Source organism: Sphingobacterium multivorum (assembly GCF_900457465.1).
In the GTDB taxonomy this organism is placed as follows: Bacteria; Bacteroidota; Bacteroidia; order Sphingobacteriales; family Sphingobacteriaceae; genus Sphingobacterium; species Sphingobacterium multivorum.
Map to the genome: position 1 here is coordinate 431,640 of NZ_UAUU01000009.1, position 18,422 is coordinate 450,061.

Annotated in this window: 14 protein-coding genes and 4 tRNA genes; 4 read left to right on the plus strand and 14 right to left on the minus strand. The window is 39.7% G+C overall.

Annotated elements, in window-relative coordinates; all coding sequences use genetic code 11:
• The first annotated feature begins 101 nt into the window (after positions 1–101).
• On the plus strand, positions 102–947 hold the full coding sequence (locus tag DTA23_RS13440) for a DUF2911 domain-containing protein (protein ID WP_070561502.1): 846 nt from the start codon (positions 102–104) through the stop codon (positions 945–947).
• Between the two features lie 90 nt (positions 948–1,037).
• Here DTA23_RS13440 and cdaA read toward each other — a convergent pair whose 3' ends face one another.
• The gene (cdaA, locus tag DTA23_RS13445) at positions 1,038–1,832 is read right to left on the minus strand and encodes a diadenylate cyclase CdaA (RefSeq protein ID WP_046672648.1); all 795 of its coding nucleotides are present in this window, start codon (positions 1,830–1,832) and stop codon (positions 1,038–1,040) included.
• A gap of 60 nt (positions 1,833–1,892) precedes the next feature.
• On the opposite strand from cdaA, the gene DTA23_RS13450 reads away from it, so the two are divergent.
• Positions 1,893–2,609, plus strand: coding sequence for a pyridoxine 5'-phosphate synthase (locus tag DTA23_RS13450; RefSeq protein WP_046672649.1), 717 nt, complete (start codon positions 1,893–1,895; stop codon positions 2,607–2,609).
• A 228-nt stretch (positions 2,610–2,837) separates the two neighbouring features.
• Here DTA23_RS13450 and lepB read toward each other — a convergent pair whose 3' ends face one another.
• The 5 genes from lepB to DTA23_RS13475 form a co-directional block, all read right to left on the minus strand.
• Complete coding sequence (gene lepB, locus DTA23_RS13455; protein WP_112375039.1) at positions 2,838–4,406, minus strand: signal peptidase I; 1,569 nt, start codon at positions 4,404–4,406, stop codon at positions 2,838–2,840.
• A gap of 16 nt (positions 4,407–4,422) precedes the next feature.
• Entirely contained in the window at positions 4,423–5,166 is a 744-nt protein-coding gene (gene dapB / locus DTA23_RS13460; RefSeq protein WP_070561291.1) for a 4-hydroxy-tetrahydrodipicolinate reductase, read from the minus strand.
• A gap of 204 nt (positions 5,167–5,370) precedes the next feature.
• Positions 5,371–6,093, minus strand: a complete 723-nt coding sequence (locus tag DTA23_RS13465) for a DUF5683 domain-containing protein (RefSeq protein WP_112375040.1) — start codon at positions 6,091–6,093, stop codon at positions 5,371–5,373.
• A 1-nt stretch (position 6,094) separates the two neighbouring features.
• Positions 6,095–7,030 carry a ParB/RepB/Spo0J family partition protein gene (locus tag DTA23_RS13470; protein WP_112375041.1) on the minus strand — a complete coding sequence of 312 codons (936 nt, stop codon included), beginning with the start codon at positions 7,028–7,030 and terminating at the stop codon, positions 6,095–6,097.
• A 1-nt stretch (position 7,031) separates the two neighbouring features.
• Positions 7,032–7,829, minus strand: coding sequence for a ParA family protein (locus tag DTA23_RS13475; RefSeq protein WP_070561294.1), 798 nt, complete (start codon positions 7,827–7,829; stop codon positions 7,032–7,034).
• Between the two features lie 227 nt (positions 7,830–8,056).
• On the opposite strand from DTA23_RS13475, the gene DTA23_RS13480 reads away from it, so the two are divergent.
• Positions 8,057–8,578 (plus strand): NADPH-dependent FMN reductase, encoded by a 522-nt coding sequence (locus tag DTA23_RS13480; protein WP_112375441.1) that lies wholly within the window; start codon positions 8,057–8,059, stop codon positions 8,576–8,578.
• 205 nt (positions 8,579–8,783) lie between these two features.
• Here the strand turns inward: DTA23_RS13480 and DTA23_RS13485 are convergent, their stop codons facing one another.
• Complete coding sequence (locus DTA23_RS13485; RefSeq protein ID WP_112375042.1) at positions 8,784–11,729, minus strand: M16 family metallopeptidase; 2,946 nt, start codon at positions 11,727–11,729, stop codon at positions 8,784–8,786.
• Between the two features lie 260 nt (positions 11,730–11,989).
• On the opposite strand from DTA23_RS13485, the gene DTA23_RS13490 reads away from it, so the two are divergent.
• A complete protein-coding gene (locus DTA23_RS13490) occupies positions 11,990–13,171 on the plus strand; it encodes an acyloxyacyl hydrolase (RefSeq protein ID WP_083295768.1) in 1,182 nt (393 codons plus the stop codon).
• Positions 13,172–13,288: 117 nt separating this feature from the next.
• Here DTA23_RS13490 and DTA23_RS13495 read toward each other — a convergent pair.
• From DTA23_RS13495 to DTA23_RS13525, 7 genes are all read right to left on the minus strand, one after another.
• A tRNA-Val gene (locus DTA23_RS13495) sits at positions 13,289–13,363 on the minus strand.
• Positions 13,364–13,398: 35 nt separating this feature from the next.
• A tRNA-Val gene (locus DTA23_RS13500) sits at positions 13,399–13,473 on the minus strand.
• Positions 13,474–13,482: 9 nt separating this feature from the next.
• Positions 13,483–13,560 (minus strand) — tRNA-Val (locus DTA23_RS13505).
• A gap of 9 nt (positions 13,561–13,569) precedes the next feature.
• Positions 13,570–13,647 (minus strand) — tRNA-Val (locus DTA23_RS13510).
• 130 nt (positions 13,648–13,777) lie between these two features.
• Complete coding sequence (locus tag DTA23_RS13515) at positions 13,778–15,847, minus strand: putative porin (RefSeq protein ID WP_112375043.1); 2,070 nt, start codon at positions 15,845–15,847, stop codon at positions 13,778–13,780.
• Between the two features lie 113 nt (positions 15,848–15,960).
• Positions 15,961–16,776 carry a purine-nucleoside phosphorylase gene (locus DTA23_RS13520; protein ID WP_046672657.1) on the minus strand — a complete coding sequence of 272 codons (816 nt, stop codon included), beginning with the start codon at positions 16,774–16,776 and terminating at the stop codon, positions 15,961–15,963.
• 118 nt (positions 16,777–16,894) lie between these two features.
• Positions 16,895–18,385, minus strand: a complete 1,491-nt coding sequence (locus DTA23_RS13525; protein ID WP_112375044.1) for a sodium:solute symporter — start codon at positions 18,383–18,385, stop codon at positions 16,895–16,897.
• Positions 18,386–18,422: the final 37 nt, after the last annotated feature.

An 18,422-nucleotide genomic window follows, 5' to 3' on the forward strand; every position in this document is an offset into this window, starting at 1 on the left:
AATAGATGCCTTTTTTTCTTAAAATTCTTCCTACTTTTAGGAGATAGATGCTGTAAGAGCCATTAAATATTAAGCATACAACAAAACAAACAATGATACAGATGAAAAAGAATCTTTTTGCAATTGCCATTGCCGCAACAATGATGTTTACGGCCAACGAATCTTTTGCTCAGCTAAAGCTACCTGCAGCAAGTAGCTCACAGACAGTTACACAAGGATTGGGTATTGAAAACGTAACCCTTAATTACAGCAGACCTAGCATGAACGGTCGTAAGATCTTTGGCGATCTTGTTCCTTATAATGAAGTATGGCGTACAGGAGCAAATACCAATACCACATTAACCTTTGAAGGTGATGTTGAGTTGAATGGCCATAAGCTTTCTGCTGGAACCTACGCTCTTTTCACAATCCCGAACAAATCAGAGTGGACCATCATCATCAGTAAAAACACAAAACAATGGGGTGCCTATACCTATAAACAAACTGAAGATGCCTTACGCTTCAATGTTAAACCACAGACCTTAGCAAATCCAGTGGAGACATTTACCATTTCTTTTGACAATGTTACACCTACAGGCGCTGTATTGAGTCTCGCTTGGGAAAAAACGTCTGTAAAGGTTGATCTCAAAGTCAATCAACAGGCTAAAATATTAGCTTCTATTGACGAGGCTATGAAGGGTGAGAAAAAACCTTATTTTGCTGCAGCCCAATATTACTTCAGTAATAATTTAGATCTAAATAAAGCACTAAGCTGGTTTGACGAAGCTGCTAAAGCTCAACCCAAAGCCGCTCACGTCCTATATTGGAAAGCAAAAGCGCAATTAAAAGCTGGAGATAAAAAAGGTGCGATAGAAACAGCAACCAAAGGTCTTGAAGTTGCCACAGCAGATAAAAATGGTGAATACATCAAATTAAATACACAAGTGATCAACGCTGCAAAGAAATAGGTATCTCTATCTAAAAATGCCCCCAGAAAGTGTCTAACTTTTTGGGGGCATTGGCATTTAAAACCTTTTTTTATAGCTCAGCTTTTTATTTTATAACTCGTCTTTTAGCAATTGCTCAAGTTCTTCTGGTGAAACGTTCATATTGACGTTTCCATCCTTCGCAAAAGATATCTCACCAGTCTCTTCAGAGACGATAACGGCAATCGCATCCGAGATTTCCGTCACTCCAATTGCAGCGCGATGCCGTAGTCCGAATTGCAGCGGTAAATCCTCACTATCCGACAATGGTAGCACACAAGATGCTGTCATAATCTTAAAATCAACAATAACCACCGCACCATCATGTAATGGGCTATTTTTATGAAAGATACTTTCAATCAAGCGCTTGGAGATATGGGCATCAATATACTCACCGCTGCTTTGATAATATTCCTCGTCAAAATACTTTGAGAAAACTAATAGAGCTCCCGTCCGTGTACGCGACATGCTTCTACAGGCTTCAATAACGGGTTTTAGATCCTCCGTCAAATCTTTTTGTATTGCCTTTTTATTCCCGATAAACGACCAAAAAACTTTTTTTCGTTTCATGGATATATTCTTTCCCACGTGTAGTAAGAACCGCCTGATTTCCTGCTGGAATACAACAATCAAAGCAATTGATCCTACGGATATAAAACCGCCAAATATCTCAGTCAGCAAGCGCATATGCATCTGTTTGACGACAATATAAACGCCATAAAACAGTGCTACGCCAATCAGGATATTAACGGCAATGGTCCCCCTAATCAAACTATAGATATAGTAGATAATAATCGCTACCAATATGATATCAATAACGTCCAATAGGCGAAAGCCGCTAAACAGGCTATAGTCGATTCCATCCATATATGCAAGTTAAAAAAAAATAGATATTATTTGTATTTTTACATCATAACATACAGGAAAATGACTAGACTTTCAGTAAATATCAATAAAATCGCAACGCTCAGAAATTCTAGAGGTGGCAATAACCCCAATCTAGTATCTGCGGCACTAGCCTGTGAACGTTTTGGCGCTCAAGGTATCACTGTGCATCCACGACCTGATGAAAGACATATTCGATATCAGGATGTTTTTGATCTAAAAGCAGAAATCCAGACCGAACTCAATATTGAAGGGAATTGCCAAGAACAGAAGTTTATTGACCTTGTATTGGCCAATAAACCAGCACAGGTAACCTTAGTGCCCGATACCGAAGGACAATTAACCTCTAACCATGGCTGGGATACCATTAAAAACAAAGCCTATCTACAAGATATGTGTAAATTGTTCAAAGATGCAGGTATACGTGTTTCTATCTTTGTTGATCCCGTCGAAGAAATGGTAGAGGCCGCGGCCGAAACAGGAACAGATCGCATTGAGCTCTATACAGAAGGATTTGCTACAGAGTATGGCTTCGATAAAGAACTTGCGATAAAACCCTATTTCAAAGCTGCATTAAAAGCACGTGAAGTTGGATTAGGTCTAAATGCAGGCCATGACCTGGACCTCAACAACCTGCAATATTTCAACCAGCACATTCCTGAGCTGCTGGAAGTAAGCATAGGCCATGCGCTTATATCCGATGCACTATACTTAGGGTTAGAGGAAACGATCAAACGTTACCTCGCTTGTTTGAAGTAGTGCAACATTCAGGGAATAGCGTTCATCAGGCAGCACCCTTGTGGTTGAGAAACTGCAAAAATATTCATTAAAACCTTCGTAATTTCGCTGTCACCAGTAGCTCCAAAGGAGATCACAAAGGTTTTCTCTTGCTGAGAGAAAACACAGATTCATAAAAAAGGGCTTTCACAACGAAAGCCCTTTTTTATTGCACCCCAAATAGCGGTGTTATTGCTCAAATGGCAGTTGCTAATGAATTCCTTTAAAGATACGGTTCCAGCGAATTTTCGAAAGTCCTGTACCAATCTCATCCCAGCTCATCCAAGTAAATAAAGCCTTTCCGACAACATGATCTTCGGGAACAAATCCCCAACCTCTTGAATCCAAGGAATTATGGCGATTATCACCCATCATCCAAAAATAATCCATTTTAAACGTATAATGGTCTACTTTCACATCATTGATATAGATCCCATCCGAACGTTTTTCTAACTTATTGTTTTCGTAAACGCGGATCGCTCTTTCATAAATGGGCAGAGTCTGTGCATTTAATGCCACCGTCCATCCTTTCTTCGGGATTAAAATCGGCCCAAAATTGTCAAAATTCCATTTGTATTGTGGATCGTACGGATAAGCACCTTCACCACCAGGATTTCTTCTGATTTCTTTGACATTCGACCACGATTTTACTATAGCTAATTCATCTTTTGTCATGAACAACTGATAAACACCAGGCTGCTGATCTCCACCAGCCGCTTCTATTCTCAACTCCCGTAATCTATCCATATTTAATGGGGTACCATCCGTTAAGACGAGATAGTCCAATTGGCTTTCTGGAGGATCAAAACCCGGTTGATCGTTCACAAAGAGTTTAGCATCCTTCATGAAAATTTTATCGCCCGGCAATCCGACACAGCGTTTAATATAGTTCTCCCTTTTATCAATAGGTCTTGCCTGGATCGTAAATTGGGAATTGACAGTCTGCCAGCCATAAGCCCGAACAAGATCGTAATAACTTGCATTTTGGTTCTCGAGCGCGACAGTGTCACCTGCAGGAAAATTGAAAACAACAACATCATTACGCTCAATCTTTTGAAATCCTGGCAAACGCTTATAAGGTAGTTCAATCAATTCAGAATATGCTTTCCCACCAGTGATGGGCATCGTATGATGCGCAAAAGGAAAGGCAATCGGTGTGTTAGGAACCCGTGGTCCATAATTTAACTTGCTTACAAATAAGAAATCCCCGATCAACAAGGTACGCTCCATCGATCCTGTAGGAATCATATAAGCCTCGATCAGAAAACCACGAATAAGTGACGCTGCTACAGTTGCAAATACAATGGCATCTGCCCATTCACGTACCATGGATTTCTTGTACGGATATTTAATTTTATAATCTTTGTAAGATTCAAGTGCAATTTCGGCACGTTTCTCCTCGGTCAGTTCAATACCTTCCTGAGTAGCTGCCTTTAAATTCTTTGCATATAAACCATTCAAAAAACGCACATTGTTGTCCTTTGCCCACATGGGCAGAACGATAAAAGGCACTAAAACAGCAGCAGCATTCTCCCAAAACCGGCGTTTTCCAAAACAATGGATAAAATCAAGGTAAAGATTATAGAAAACAAAGACATTGACAATTGGCACGAGCAATAAAATTACCCACCATGTAGGTCTTCCCGTCAATTTTGCCTGAATATACTGGCTATAAAAAGGCACGATCGCTTCCCAGCCATTTCTGCCAGCTTTAACAAACAATTGCCACAAACCATATCCCGATATTGCTGTTAAAACCGCAAATATAATTAATCCCATAATCTACTAATTAGTACTATTTATTAAAATCAAAAATTTCAGTAACCTGATAGAAACCTTTTTTGCCATTCAACCATTCAGCAGCAACTACAGCTCCTAAAGCAAATCCATCACGGCTATGTGCGGTATGTTTAAATTCTATTTGGTCAACCTCAGAACTATAAAGTACCGTATGTGTTCCCGGAACCTCTTCAATTCGATGACTTTCTATTAAAAGTTCCTGTGGTTTTGGAATAAGCTCATCCTGTTCACCAACAACAGTATTTACCCAATTGGTTTTCACATCGCTATTATCCAATATTCCCTCTGCAATCGTAATTGCTGTACCACTTGGTGCATCCAATTTGTGAATGTGGTGTATTTCCTCTACCTGAACATCATATTGTTTATAAGGCTGCAATGCCTTCGCCAACATTCTATTGATATGGAAGAATACATTCACTCCGATAGAGAAGTTGGAGCCATACAAAATAGAACCATCAGCATCCAAACACTTCGCCTTAACATCCTCCAGTTGATCATACCAACCGGTTGTTCCGACGACAATAGGTACACCTGCCTCAAGACAAAGATTCATATTATCCAATGCTGCAGAAGGTACACTAAAGTCTATTGCGACATCAGCACCTTTAATATCATCAGCAGTCAGGTTAGGACGATTATGTTCATCGACAACTAAAAAAATTTGATGGCCTCTTTTCAGCGCGTATCTTTCGATAATCTGCCCCATTTTGCCATATCCCAAGAGAATGATGTTCATATATTTAGAAAAAAGTATAGTTTATTTTTAAAATTAAAAAATTTCAATGAAATACCCATGTTTAAAACCATAAACCCGTATGAAAATAAAACTGTTCAGTCCTTATTGTCTTAAATTTGCTTGGGCTATATGAATCCCTTAATAAAGAAATAAACTCATGAATAAACAAAAGGAATCAAAATATAACCTTTAAAACAGGAGATTTTAATTGAATTTCATGGTCAATTTAAGTCCGACCGTAGGTTTAAACGAATAAGTTCCCGACGCGAGACTAGCATCCATTAAAGTAGGTCCTATTAAGAAAGCCGTTTTTTTGGGTTTATCATCACCGATACTCCAGCGATATTTAAGCATCGAGTCGATATAAGCTTCTGCGACATTCAGGCCATAAACACCTAACGTAAGTAGCACCATGAGATCTCGATTTCGCCGCGCATTATCTTTTGCCCGGATGATAGATTGGTCGGAGATTCCGATGTAATAAGGATCAATCGGCTTACCAAGAGCTTTGTCTTGTAATACCCCCAGTAATTCCTTATAATAACGGTTATTAAAATCGAAAACAAGTACGGTTGTTATTAAGCCACCATAGATTGCAGGTACTTTTATCCACCAAACGCCGCCATTTGTATATTGTCCCCAGCCTGGAAGTACTAAAGAGCGCTTCCAAGCTTGTTTATTTTTTGCTTCGATAGCCAAACGGGTTGAATCTTTAAACACAACCTTCTCTTTCGCCTTCGCCTCCTCCTTCTCCCGTTTTTTACGTTCCTTCCGAGATTCCTTCTTTACGGTATCCTGTACCGATTTTTGCTTTATGCTATCTATTTTGACGGGTGCCAACTGTTTCTTAGGAATTGTATCCACAGTCTGTCCATGTACTACCGACAGTGCAAATACCGCAAATATCAAGCTTATTAACTTGGTCATATTACCAATCTAACAATTCAAGAATGCGACTTAAATCATCTTCCGATTCAAAAGGTATCTCAATAGCACCCTTTCCTTTGGTGCTCTTCAGATTCAATTTGACACGAGAAGAAAATTTCGACGCCAGATCATCTTCAATTTTCTGCAATTGAAAAGACATCGGAGCTTTATCTTTTCCAGCTTTTTTCTTACCGCCTTTTTGTAACTCACGAACCAACTCCTCCGCCTTACGGACGGATAAACCTTGATCAATAATCAACTTAAAGATATAAAGCTGCTTATCAACCTCTGGAATATTAATCAGGGCACGAGCATGTCCCATAGTCAAGGCTCCATCGCGTATTGCCGCTTGAATGACAGGTGGAAGTTTTAATAAACGGAGATAATTTGTAACAGTAGAACGGTTTTTACTAACACGTTCACCCAATTCTTCCTGTTTTAAATTACACTCCTCAATCATGCGCTGAAAGCTTAAGGCTACTTCAATAGCATTTAAGTTCTCCCGTTGAATATTCTCAATCAGGGCCATCTCCAGCATCTGCTGGTCGTTGGCGGTACGGATATACGCTGGAATTTCGGTGATACCGGCCAAGCGCGAAGCGCGGAGACGCCGCTCTCCGGAAATCAACTGATAATTTCCGTCCGAAATTTTACGTACGGTAATCGGCTGAATTAAACCCTGTAAAATAATCGATTCCGATAACTCCTGTAAGGCAACCGGATCAAATTCTGTACGCGGCTGAAAAGGGTTGACAGATATTTCTTCTACACGGACATGGCTGATACTGCCATTCTCTTTTGTTGTTTTTACTGCAGTTGGTGTAACTAGAGGAGCTTCTTCCACTTGCTGATTACCTTTAGCAGGAACTTCTACACTATCGTTTAATAGCGCACCTAAGCCTCTTCCCAGTCCTGTTTTACGCTGATGTGCTGCCATATTATGCGGTTACTGTTTTATTCATTTCATTAAGATGCCCATTTTTCTGTAAAATCTCGCGTGCCAAATTCAAATAATTTATTGCCCCTTTGCAGGACGCATCATGCATGATAACAGAAATTCCAAAGCTTGGAGCTTCGCTCAAACGGGTATTTCGCTGAATAATCGTATCAAAAACTAAATCTGTGAAATGTGTTTTCACTTCCTCGACCACCTGATTTGACAATCTTAAACGAACATCATACATGGTCAACAAAATTCCTTCGATCTCCAAACTTGTATTTAAACGGTTTTGAACGATTTTAATTGTGTTCAACAACTTACCAAGTCCTTCTAGGGCAAAGTATTCGCACTGTACCGGAATGATAACTGAGTCCGAAGCAGATAGTGCATTGATTGTAATTAAGCCTAAGGAAGGTGAACAATCGATGATAATAAAATCATAATCCTGTTTCACCTGATCCAAGATTTTTTTCATCTTGTACTCCCTTTCGTGCATATTGATCATCTCAATTTCTGCCCCAACCAAATCAATATGAGCCGGTAAAAGATCCAAATTTGGCGTTTCTGTTGATTGAATAGCCTCACGAGGATCCAAATCATTCACTAAACATTCGTATACACTTGCGCTGATTGTACGAGGGTCAAAGCCAATCCCAGAAGTAGAGTTTGCTTGGGGATCTGCATCGACCAACAATGTTTTATATTCTAAAACCGCCAAACTAGCCGCCAAATTAATTGACGTTGTGGTTTTTCCGACCCCACCCTTTTGATTTGCGATTGCAATTACTTTTCCCATCTTGAATGAAAACCTTTCTTAATTAAAATGTCATTTTATACTACATTTCACGTCTCTGAAGATCAATTTGCCCAAATTTTAATCTGCGATTCAAATTAACAAAACTAATTCAGCATATTTCGTACTTTTGATTGATCGAAAGCACATATCCTCAGGATGCTAAGATACAAAAAATCAAGATATGTATCCACTTTGAAAATGCGCTTTTTATAAGTATCAACAACACAATGATTTTAATAATATCCGGAACAAACCGTCCCAATAGTAAGACGTTAAAAATAGCAAAATGCTACCAGCAATTACTTGATCGTAAGTCAATTGAAAGTAACATCTTTTCGTTGGAAGATCTACCAGCAAACATTTTAGAAACAGATCTTTACGGAAAAAGAAGCACCGCATTTGAACCCATCCAAGAAATGGTAAGTAAAGCTGAGCTATTTATTTTCATCGCTCCCGAATACAATGGAAGTATTCCAGGAGCACTGAAACTGTTCATTGACTGCTGTACATTTCCGATTAGTTTTTATCACAAGAAAGCTGCATTGGTTGGGTTATCCTCAGGTCGCTATGGCAACCTCCGCGGCATAGATCACCTGACGGGCATATGCCACTACTTAAGAATGCACGTGCTTCCCCTTAAGATCTTTCTACCCAATGTTCAGAACGAACTGAATGATGAAGGGCAGTTATTCAAAGAAGATACGCTGCAATTTATCAACGAACAGATTGAGGAGATTATCCGGTTTTAATACGCTAGTTTTAGTAGCCATGATAGCGAATTCACCTTAAAACTAATCCTACTCGCGAACAGTGAAACAAGGATTCCGTAGCGTGAAACAAGAATAAAAAACAAAGGGCATCACAAAACCTGATACGAAAGAAGCCTCCGGCAAACACCGGAGGCTTCTTTCGTATCATACGCTAATCTAATTCTTAAGACAAGCAATCCGGGATCTAATAGCCGAAGATCTCTTTAAGATCCAGCTTTTTAACCTCGCCCAGTTTCGCAAGATCCTCTGGCTTAAGACTTTCTTCCTTCGCTACAATACAATAAACGTACGGCTTTTGACTCATCTCTTTCTTATGGAAAGTGCTTAGGTCACCATAAGTTAATTTTGGCGCTTGCTCATAGACAACTTTACGAATATCAGTTGCATTTCCCAAACGTTGTGCAGCTAGATAACTACCTAATATAGACGCATTCAACACACGTTCACTGGCAATTGATTTTTCCAGACTTACTTTCGCAATATCCAACCCTTTAGCGCTTTCAGGCAACACATCCAGCAGCTCATTCATGCCTTTAATCGCATCGTTAAACTTATCAGCCTGCGTCCCAACATAGGCCCCAACGGTGTAATGGTTTTCTTTTTTATAAGGCTGTCCATAATAGGCATAAGTTGAATAAGCCAATGCTTTCGATTCACGGATAGTCTGGAAGACAATACTTCCCATGCCGCCACCAAAGTAATTATTAAACAGAGAAACAGTCGGTGTCAAGGCACTACTGTATACTCCTGAGCTTCTATACCAAAATACTTCAGCCTGCTTCATTTCGAAATTAGCAAAAAGGACCTGGTTCTTGCTTGTTGGCAATTCTGCGAACACGACCGCCTTTTTCGCCGGAATATACTCTCCAGCCCCTTGTTTCAAAGGCTTCGCTTTCGCTACAAATTCCGCGGCAGTTAACGGGCCAAAATAAAGCATCGTATGTTTCATATTAGCCAAATCGTGCAATGCCTTCACCAAATCCTCCGCTTTTAAAGCATCCAATTCCGCGTCTGTAAACACATTATTAAATGGATTTTTAGCGCCGTATTTAGCATAAGATTTTAGGCCCTCCATGATCGCTCCCTTGTTTTCTTTCGCATTTGCTCTCGCTTTTTTAAGACGGGCAATATACATTTTGAAAGCCTCCTGGTCAGCAACACAATTACGCAATAAATCCTGAATCAAGTTCTGTGTAGCTATAAAGTTTGAATTCAAGCCTGAAATCGACACCATAGTTTCTTCATTTCCTGCAGACACTGAAAAATCAGACGCCAATTGATAAAAATCCTTGCTAAACTGCTCACTGGATTTATCTTTTGTACCTAAAAATTCTAGATAACCCGCAGCCAATGAAAGCAATTTATTGCTCCATTTTCCACCATCAAAACGATAAGACAGCGAAAACAGTTCATTATCTGAGTTCTTTACAGCAAGTACTGGCAAACCGTTTGCAGTAGCCTTCTGAATATCTTTGTTATAATCTACCCATACCGGCTGAATTTTATCCTCTGGCAATGCTTCTACTTTCTTCAAGAAATCAGACTGGTCATCACGATTGACCGTTACGGGAGTAATCTCAGGTTTAACAACTTTAACGACATTATTATCAACTCCCTTACGCTTATAAACAACAACATAATTATTGTCATTCAAATATTTGTTAGCAAAATCAACCACATCTTGCTTGGTGATTTTATTCAACTCATCCGAATAGCCCACGACAGACGCCCAATCCTGACCCGAAGTAAAGGCATCCATCAATGATTCAGCACGATCACCATAACTTTCATTTTGCTTGATTTCGTCTTTCTTAGCGTTGTTCACAATCGCCGTGATCAGCTCATCCGAAAACTCTCCTTTTCTCAATTTTGCCAATTCTTGTAACAGCAGCTGTTGCACCTGTTCCAAGCTCTGTCCCTGACCAGGATTACCCTGCAACAGAAGCAGAGAATAGTCTTTTAACACATACGGAAAAGCACCTGCACCTAATAATTTTTGATTCTTCACCAAATCCAGATCAATCAGACCGGCAGAACCATTTGTCAAGATCTGACTCATCAGATTGAGCATACGGGCATCCTTTGTTGCAGCGCCAGGAAAACGGAATCCCATTAACATAAATTCAGCATCCGGACCTTTAACCTCGCGGACAACAGGAGTTAAAATTGGTTTCTCTGCATCAAACGTGTAGGCCGGAATTTCTTTCGCCTGCATAAAAGCAAAGGCCTTATCCACCTTTTTCACCACCTCTGTAGGATCAAAATCACCCGACATAATAACCCCCATATTGTTAGGGACATAGTAGGTGTGAAAATATTCACGAATCGCTTTCAAAGATGGGTTTTTAAGGTGCTCTACAGTACCAATTGTCGTCTGCTTTCCATAATTATTATTAGGAAAAGCAGCTGAAAACATCGATTCTACAGCCTTACGATTATCTTTATCCAGACTGATATTTTTCTCTTCATACACAGCTTCCAGCTCAGTATGGAACAGACGCAATACCGGATATCTAAACCGTTCTGCCTGTACAGCGAGATACTTATCCATTACATTACTAGGAATTTGCTCCTGATAGACTGTCTGCTCAAATGAGGTGAATGCATTAGTACCTTCCGCCCCCATTGATGCCATCAATTTATCGTACTCATTCGCAATAGCATATTTCGCAGCCTCTCCAGATACTTTATCGATTTCCTTATAGATTGCTTTCCGTTCGGTTTCATCTGTTGTACCATTGTATTTCTCATAGAGCGCATCAATCTGATCTAACAAAGGTTTTTCCTTTGCCCAGTCTTTAGAACCAAATTTATCGGTTCCTTTAAACAGCATATGCTCCAGATAATGGGCCAAACCGGTGTGATCTTTCGGGTCTGTTTTGCTCCCCGCTTTTGTCGCAATGTAAGTTTGGATACGTGGTTCTTTTTTGGTCGGGCTCAAAATCACCGTTAAGCCATTTTTTAACTTGTAAAACCGTGAATGTGTAGGGTCATTCGTGACGTACTTGTAGGTGTAACCCCCCTCAGATGCTTCTTTCCAATCAAATTTGGCGTTTTGAGCAAACAAAGCACACCCTGCTGTTGTTAGTGCAAACGTAACAGCAGTAATTCTAAATAGGTTTTTAATCATATTTCCTTTTTCTTTTCACCTCAAACTTAGATAAATTGCTTTTTATATGCAATATAATTAAAGACATAAACAATAATTATTTACCCATTTGACAGCCTGATAGTTAAGCTGCCTAATTTCTCTCACCACTAACCGACATGGTGTGGCTGAAAAATGGCATTTTTTATAACTTGATTTCGCTACTGTTTAAATACTGTTGTTACAATGATATATCATTCTTATTTTTGCAAAAATTTTAAAAAACGCTAACGTTTTATTTCATGAGATCAAGAATACTTGCTTTTGTGGCCCTGACACTGCTCTCCTTTCGTGCCACAGCACAGGTCACACCCCGAATAGAAAATCCGAATGACACTTTACAAAGCCGTACCCCAGCTAAGACGAGACTTATATTCCAACTTGAACATGAAAGCGGGGGCGAACTCAAATTCAATGAGCGCTCCAAAGAAACCCTTGCTGACTCATACTATAGTGGGTTAAATTTTAGAGTCGGTTTTCAGACCCAGTTTCAAGACTCATTAAAGAGTATTTACAATGAAATATACAACTATCCAATATACGGCATAGGCATCTACAGCAGTACTTTTGGTCAGGAGCACCTCGGACGACCTTTCGCCGCCTATGGCTTTGTTGCCATTCCTATTCGGCCAAAAGTAAATTCAAGATGGAATTTCAACTACCGCATTGCGCTCGGTCTTTCCGGGAGATTCAACCCCTACAATGAGGAGGACAATCCGTTCAACCTACTTATTGGCAGCAAAAACAATGTATTTATTGATCTTGGACTTCAGGTCAACTACCGCCTAAATAAAAACTTTCAGGTAGGGGCTGGTGCAGCCTTCCACCACTTCAGCAATGGCGCCCTGGCATTACCGAACACAGGGATAAACCTCGTCCCCTTGAGCCTATCGGTTTCGTATACACCAACAAACAAGCCTTTTGATTATAGAAAAAGTAGTATTCCACAAATGGAGAAAACAGAGGAACTCCATTTCAACTATGCCTTTGGCTTCAAACAGATTGATCGCGAACACGATAGCCAATATTTTAAATCTATGCTAGGTGCATACTACAGCAAGCATTTCGGCTACAAATGGCGGCTTGGCGCTGGGTTTGATGCATTTTATTCAGCCAGTGGAAACGACGAGAAGGTTGCCGGCGACAAAGCCGGAAAATTCTCCGCCTTATTTTCTTACGGCCCCGCATTCTACATTGATCATGTGTTAAATTCACGCCTTTATATCAACGGAAATGTAGGAGTCTATCTTCATCGCAACGAATTCAATGGCGAGAGCATGCCCGTGTATTTAAGAGCAGGAGTACGTTATAAAGTTTACAAAGATTTCTTTGCCGGTGTTTCCATTAAAGCCCATGGCGGTAAAGCTGATTTTATTGAATGGACAACAGGTTACGGAATTAAACTAGGGAAGAAACGGAAATAGTTAGAAAATAAATGCGAAAGATTCCCGAGATAGATTGAATACCGGATCGGGGACTTTCAAATTTACAGCGAATTCAGCCCATAAAAAAAGCGTTCATGAAGAACGCTTTTTTTATCGTGGGGATTACTGGGTTCGAACCAGTGACCCCTACCTTGTCGAGGTAGTGCTCTAAACCAGCTGAGCTAAACCCCCTAACGAAAAAAAAGCACCAATTGATGATGCTTTTGTGGAGGCTACAGGATTCGAACCTGTGACCCTCTGCTTGTAAGGCAGATGCTCTGAACCAGCTGAGCTAAGCCTCCGTTTTGGATTGGTGGAGAATACTGGATTCGAACCAGTGACCCTCTGCTTGTAAGGCAGATGCTCTGAACCAGCTGAGCTAATTCTCCGACTTTGTATGGTGGAGGCTACAGGATTCGAACCTGTGACCCTCTGCTTGTAAGGCAGATGCTCTGAACCAGCTGAGCTAAGCCTCCATACTTTTTTAAAGAACGCCGTTCCCTAATTGCGTGTGCAAATATAGCTTAAAAATTCTATTCTCAAAATTATTTTATAAGATTTTATGCCTTTAATATCACAACAAGCTAAGAAACACCGAAATAATTTTTAATCATAGAACTTCCAAGAAATACCAAATCTAAAATTAGCACTATTCATCGGATAACGTCTGACCGTATAGTAACCATGCGGATAGAAGTTCTGATTTAAAAAATTATAACTCAAAAACATATTCACCCGTTGTATATTCGCTGTAATCCATAGATCCATGATTGGATATGTCGAAAACTCAATCTGTTTGTAAGCATTGTAAAACTGTCCTGTCCCAATTGAATAATTCGGATTGGCATAAGGTGTATTGAACTTTGCGTCCAGACCGATACTATAATCAATAACTTTATAAAACAGGTTACTGTAATACAAACTATGCCAAGTATACAGCTCCGGAACAGCCAGTGTGTTCTGTTGATCTGTCTTTTGATAGACCACGAGATTATCGAGGGTAAAATGGTTTAATTTAAATTTTTGTCCAACACTTACCTTCAACAAATTCGCTTTGTCCAATTGTGCCGGAACAATCCATTTATCCTTTTTAGGATCGTTCTGTGGATTGGACAACTCTTCGAAATAGGTATAATTGTTCATCAAAAAATACTCCACCTTACCATGGAAACCAAGCATCGGATTGGCATATTGAAAACCCAGATTCTGAATTTTCGTCTTTTTAAGATCTAAATCATTCCATTTTCCGTAGGTATAATTTAAATTCTCGAAAACCATCTCTGGCGATTTATTCTGTGAATAAGCCGACAGGGTCACCTTTCCAATTTTATCCCCCATGGAGATATCCGCTTTAGCTTCATACAAGAAATCCCCAAAGTTGTGACCAAATACAATCTGATTCGCTTTTAAACTAAAATCAAGACGATCTGAAAACTTATACCCTAATTCACCTTTCACGATTCCATTTTGATAAAAGCGATCAAATGTGGTGCTATCCGGCAATTTCTTCAGCGGCTGTGGATAGGCTGAAGTATTGTTATAATAGCGCATGGAGTCCAACTGATGCTGCTCCACCCAGTTCATGTCGTGCTGAAAAGCCAAATTTAGTTTCGCCTCATTCTTAAAGACCGACTTTCCTCTGAGAAAAAAGTTATATTCAAATTCATTGGAAACATTCGTGATCAGCGTCTTATCACTGTTCAGCGCCAATGCCTTATTATTGTAAGGCAATGCCGCATTTTGGTCATCCATGTTCTTGAAGAAATTATAGGTCTGTCTTCTTATGCGCGTATTATGCGCCATGCTATTGGTCGGATGGATCTGCATGGTCGGCTTTCCTTTATCGATTGTATCCAATCGCCCTAAATAAAGCGATTGACGTAGAAACAATGAGTTATCCCACCATTTGGATCGCGGTACATTTGTTTTACTCGGATCATTGAATTTCGGTATAAACCGGTCCGGAGACTGCCTGTTTCCGGGTGCAAATGGAAGATCCTCCGTAATAGAACCATTCTCCATGGCATCCAAACGATTAAATACTGCATTGATCAACAAATTATACCGGTTATTTTTCGATTCATACCAAGACGCAACTGAAGCCTTTAAATCCGAATAATTCTGCCCAAGATAAAATCCATCCGTTTTGGTCGAATGGAAATCGACATTCATATTCCACTGAGAATTGATATTCTGTGCTACCCGTGCCCTAAAGACTTGGTCATTAAAAAAGAATCCCACAGCCGACAGTTCGGAGTACCTCGCCCGGGCCCTAAAATATTGGATCGAATCGGGGTTCAATAAATAACGTTCCAATGCTGTAAAACCAGACTGAAAGCCAATGGTCTTTTTAGGTTGGAACAATAGATCCCGTGTAGCAAGACCATAAGCCCCAAGGTTCACGCTGGGATTCCAGGGTAAATTCTGCGGATTATAATATTGATAATTATGATGTGATGTATCGATCTGCCGTGTATAAGTTCCTTTTTTTAACATATCCAGTGTGGCATATCGGATATACTTCGCAGAAAGGATGACAGAATCTTTCTTCCCATCTTCCTTTGCCCTAGCCGAATCCAATGCACTACTCCACTCTTCCTTGCTCTGGGCAATAACATCCATGGAATAAACAAATAAAACACACCATGCGGCAAGTATGCGTACGATCAACTTCATCTAAAATTATATAAAAACCAAAAAAGCTAAATTCACCTGAATGAACAAATTACTCTCAAATATCCACCAATCCATCAACTTTGGCCATCAAAGATGATACATGAAAAGACAATTTATTGCAAAGCTATTAATTCTTTCAAAATTAACGTCATTTTAGGTTCCGCTTTCTCCGCAACACTGACAATTTCCTGCAAGGAAACGGGTTTAAGATCCTCGTGAAAACCTTCATCCGTAACAACAGAAATCGCAAATACCGGAAGCGCCATATGATTAGCGACAATTACTTCTGGAACGGTACTCATACCGACCACATCGCCACCGATCAGACGCATATAGCGATATTCCGCTTTTGTTTCCAGATTTGGACCTGCAGAGGAAACATAAACAACTTTTCGTGCATTAATATCATGCTTTGCTGCGATCTCAAGAGCCTGTACGATCATTTCTCGGTTATAAGCCTCACTCATATCGGGAAATCGAGAACCAAACTCGGATAGATTTTGCCCGCGAAGTGGGTTATCGGGCAATAAATTGATATGGTCTTCAATAATACCAAGATCACCTTTTTTCACCTCAGGATTTAAGGACCCTGCGGCATTGGAAACAAACAATTTTTGTACCCCTAAAACTTTCATGATACGGATCGGAAATGTAATCTGCTGCATATCGTAACCTTCATAATAATGCAACCGCCCCTGCATAGCGACCACATTGCGGCCACTCAGTTTTCCAAAGATGAGCTTACCAGAATGAAATTCAACAGTTGAAATAGGGAAATTTGGTATATTGGAATACATTAGCTGATACTTGACTTCAATTTCATCAACCAACTTACCTAAACCAGTACCTAGGATGATACCGAATTCTGGAGTAAAATCTCCAATTTTTCTACGGATAAATTCCGTAGTCTCATTTATGCTATGATACATACGTACAGAAAACTAAGTATATCAAACTTAACTTAATTTTTCTGTACGTACAAATCAAAATCAATACTTGTATTTACATCTTCTCACCAATGGAGAAATTTTTTATAGCTGAAAAATACTAGTGATGAGATAACGCTTTTTCATTTGCTTTACCTGGAGAACTGATCAAAAGCATTAAAAACGTGATAAAACCATTAATAATGATCAAATCCAATCCGATAACATAAGGTGTATACACTTCAATAACATAGGTTTTAAGCAAAAATAAGACGGTAGGCGAAAGTACACAGATATAAGGTACAGCGTTATCCCGCACGGCATATTTTGTGAATATTCCGAAAACGAATAAACCTAATAAAGGTCCATAGGTATAACTCGCCGCAGTAAAGATTGCATTGACGACCGAGTCATCATTGATCAGCTTAAAGACCAGAATAACCAACAGCATCACAATGGAAAAACCGAAATGCACATAGTTACGCTGCTTGATCAGCGCTGGATCATTGGGATTTTCTTTTTTATTGAAATTTAGAAAGTCCACACAGAAAGATGTCGTTAGGGCAGTTAGCGCACTATCCGTCGTTGCAAAAGTAGCAGCCGTTAAGCCCATCATAAAGATGATTGCAGGAACAATAGCCAAGTGGTTTAATGCAATTTCTGGATACAAATAATCGCGTGTTGCCAGTTGAGTCACATCAATTCCGTTTTTAGCCGCATAGATATACAGCAAAGCACCGACAGCTAAAAAGAAAATATTAATGACCACAAAAACACTTGTAAAAGTGATCATGTTCTTTTGGGCTTCTTTAATGGTCCCCATCGATAAGTTCTTTTGCATTAGATCCTGATCTAGCCCCGTCATCGCAATGGTCACAAAAATTCCTCCCAAGAATTGTTTCCAAAAATTTGCTTTACTGCCGACAAAATCATCCCAGAAAAAGATCTTGGAATAACTACTTTCTTTTACAGCCTCGAAAGTATCGACGATACCAAAATCTAATCCTTTGGCCATAAAATAGATAGAGAGAATTACTGCGGTCACTAAAAAGGTAGTCTGTAGGGTATCTGTCACAATAATCGTCTTTAAGCCACCCTTGTTTGTATACATCCAGATTAACACCAAACATATAACGACCGTAATCGCGAAAGGCACATTCCAGGCATCAAAAATAAAATGCTGCAATACGATTGCGACCAGATAAAGACGAAACGCCGAACCGATCGTACGGGAAACCAAAAAAATAGCAGCACCGGTCTTGTACGTGGTGTGCCCAAAACGTTCTTCCAAATACGTATAAATGGAAGTCAAGTTCATTCTATAATAGAGCGGAAGCAATACATAGGCAATAATGACAAAACCAACGGCGTTCCCAAGAACAAATTGAAAATAGCTAAATTCAGACGCACCGACTGCGCCGGGAACCGAGATAAAAGTTACGCCGGAGAGCGCGGTACCGATCATCCCAAAGGCGACCATATACCATTTAGAGTTCCGGTTTGCGACAAAAAAGGTAGAGTTATCGGAAGCTCCCTTCGAGGTGAAGTGAGCTACAGCAAGCAGAACTGCAAAATAGATTATTATAAAAGATAATAATATTACTGGTGACATAGTTTGTTTTTAAATAGGTGATTTTAATAGGTTATGC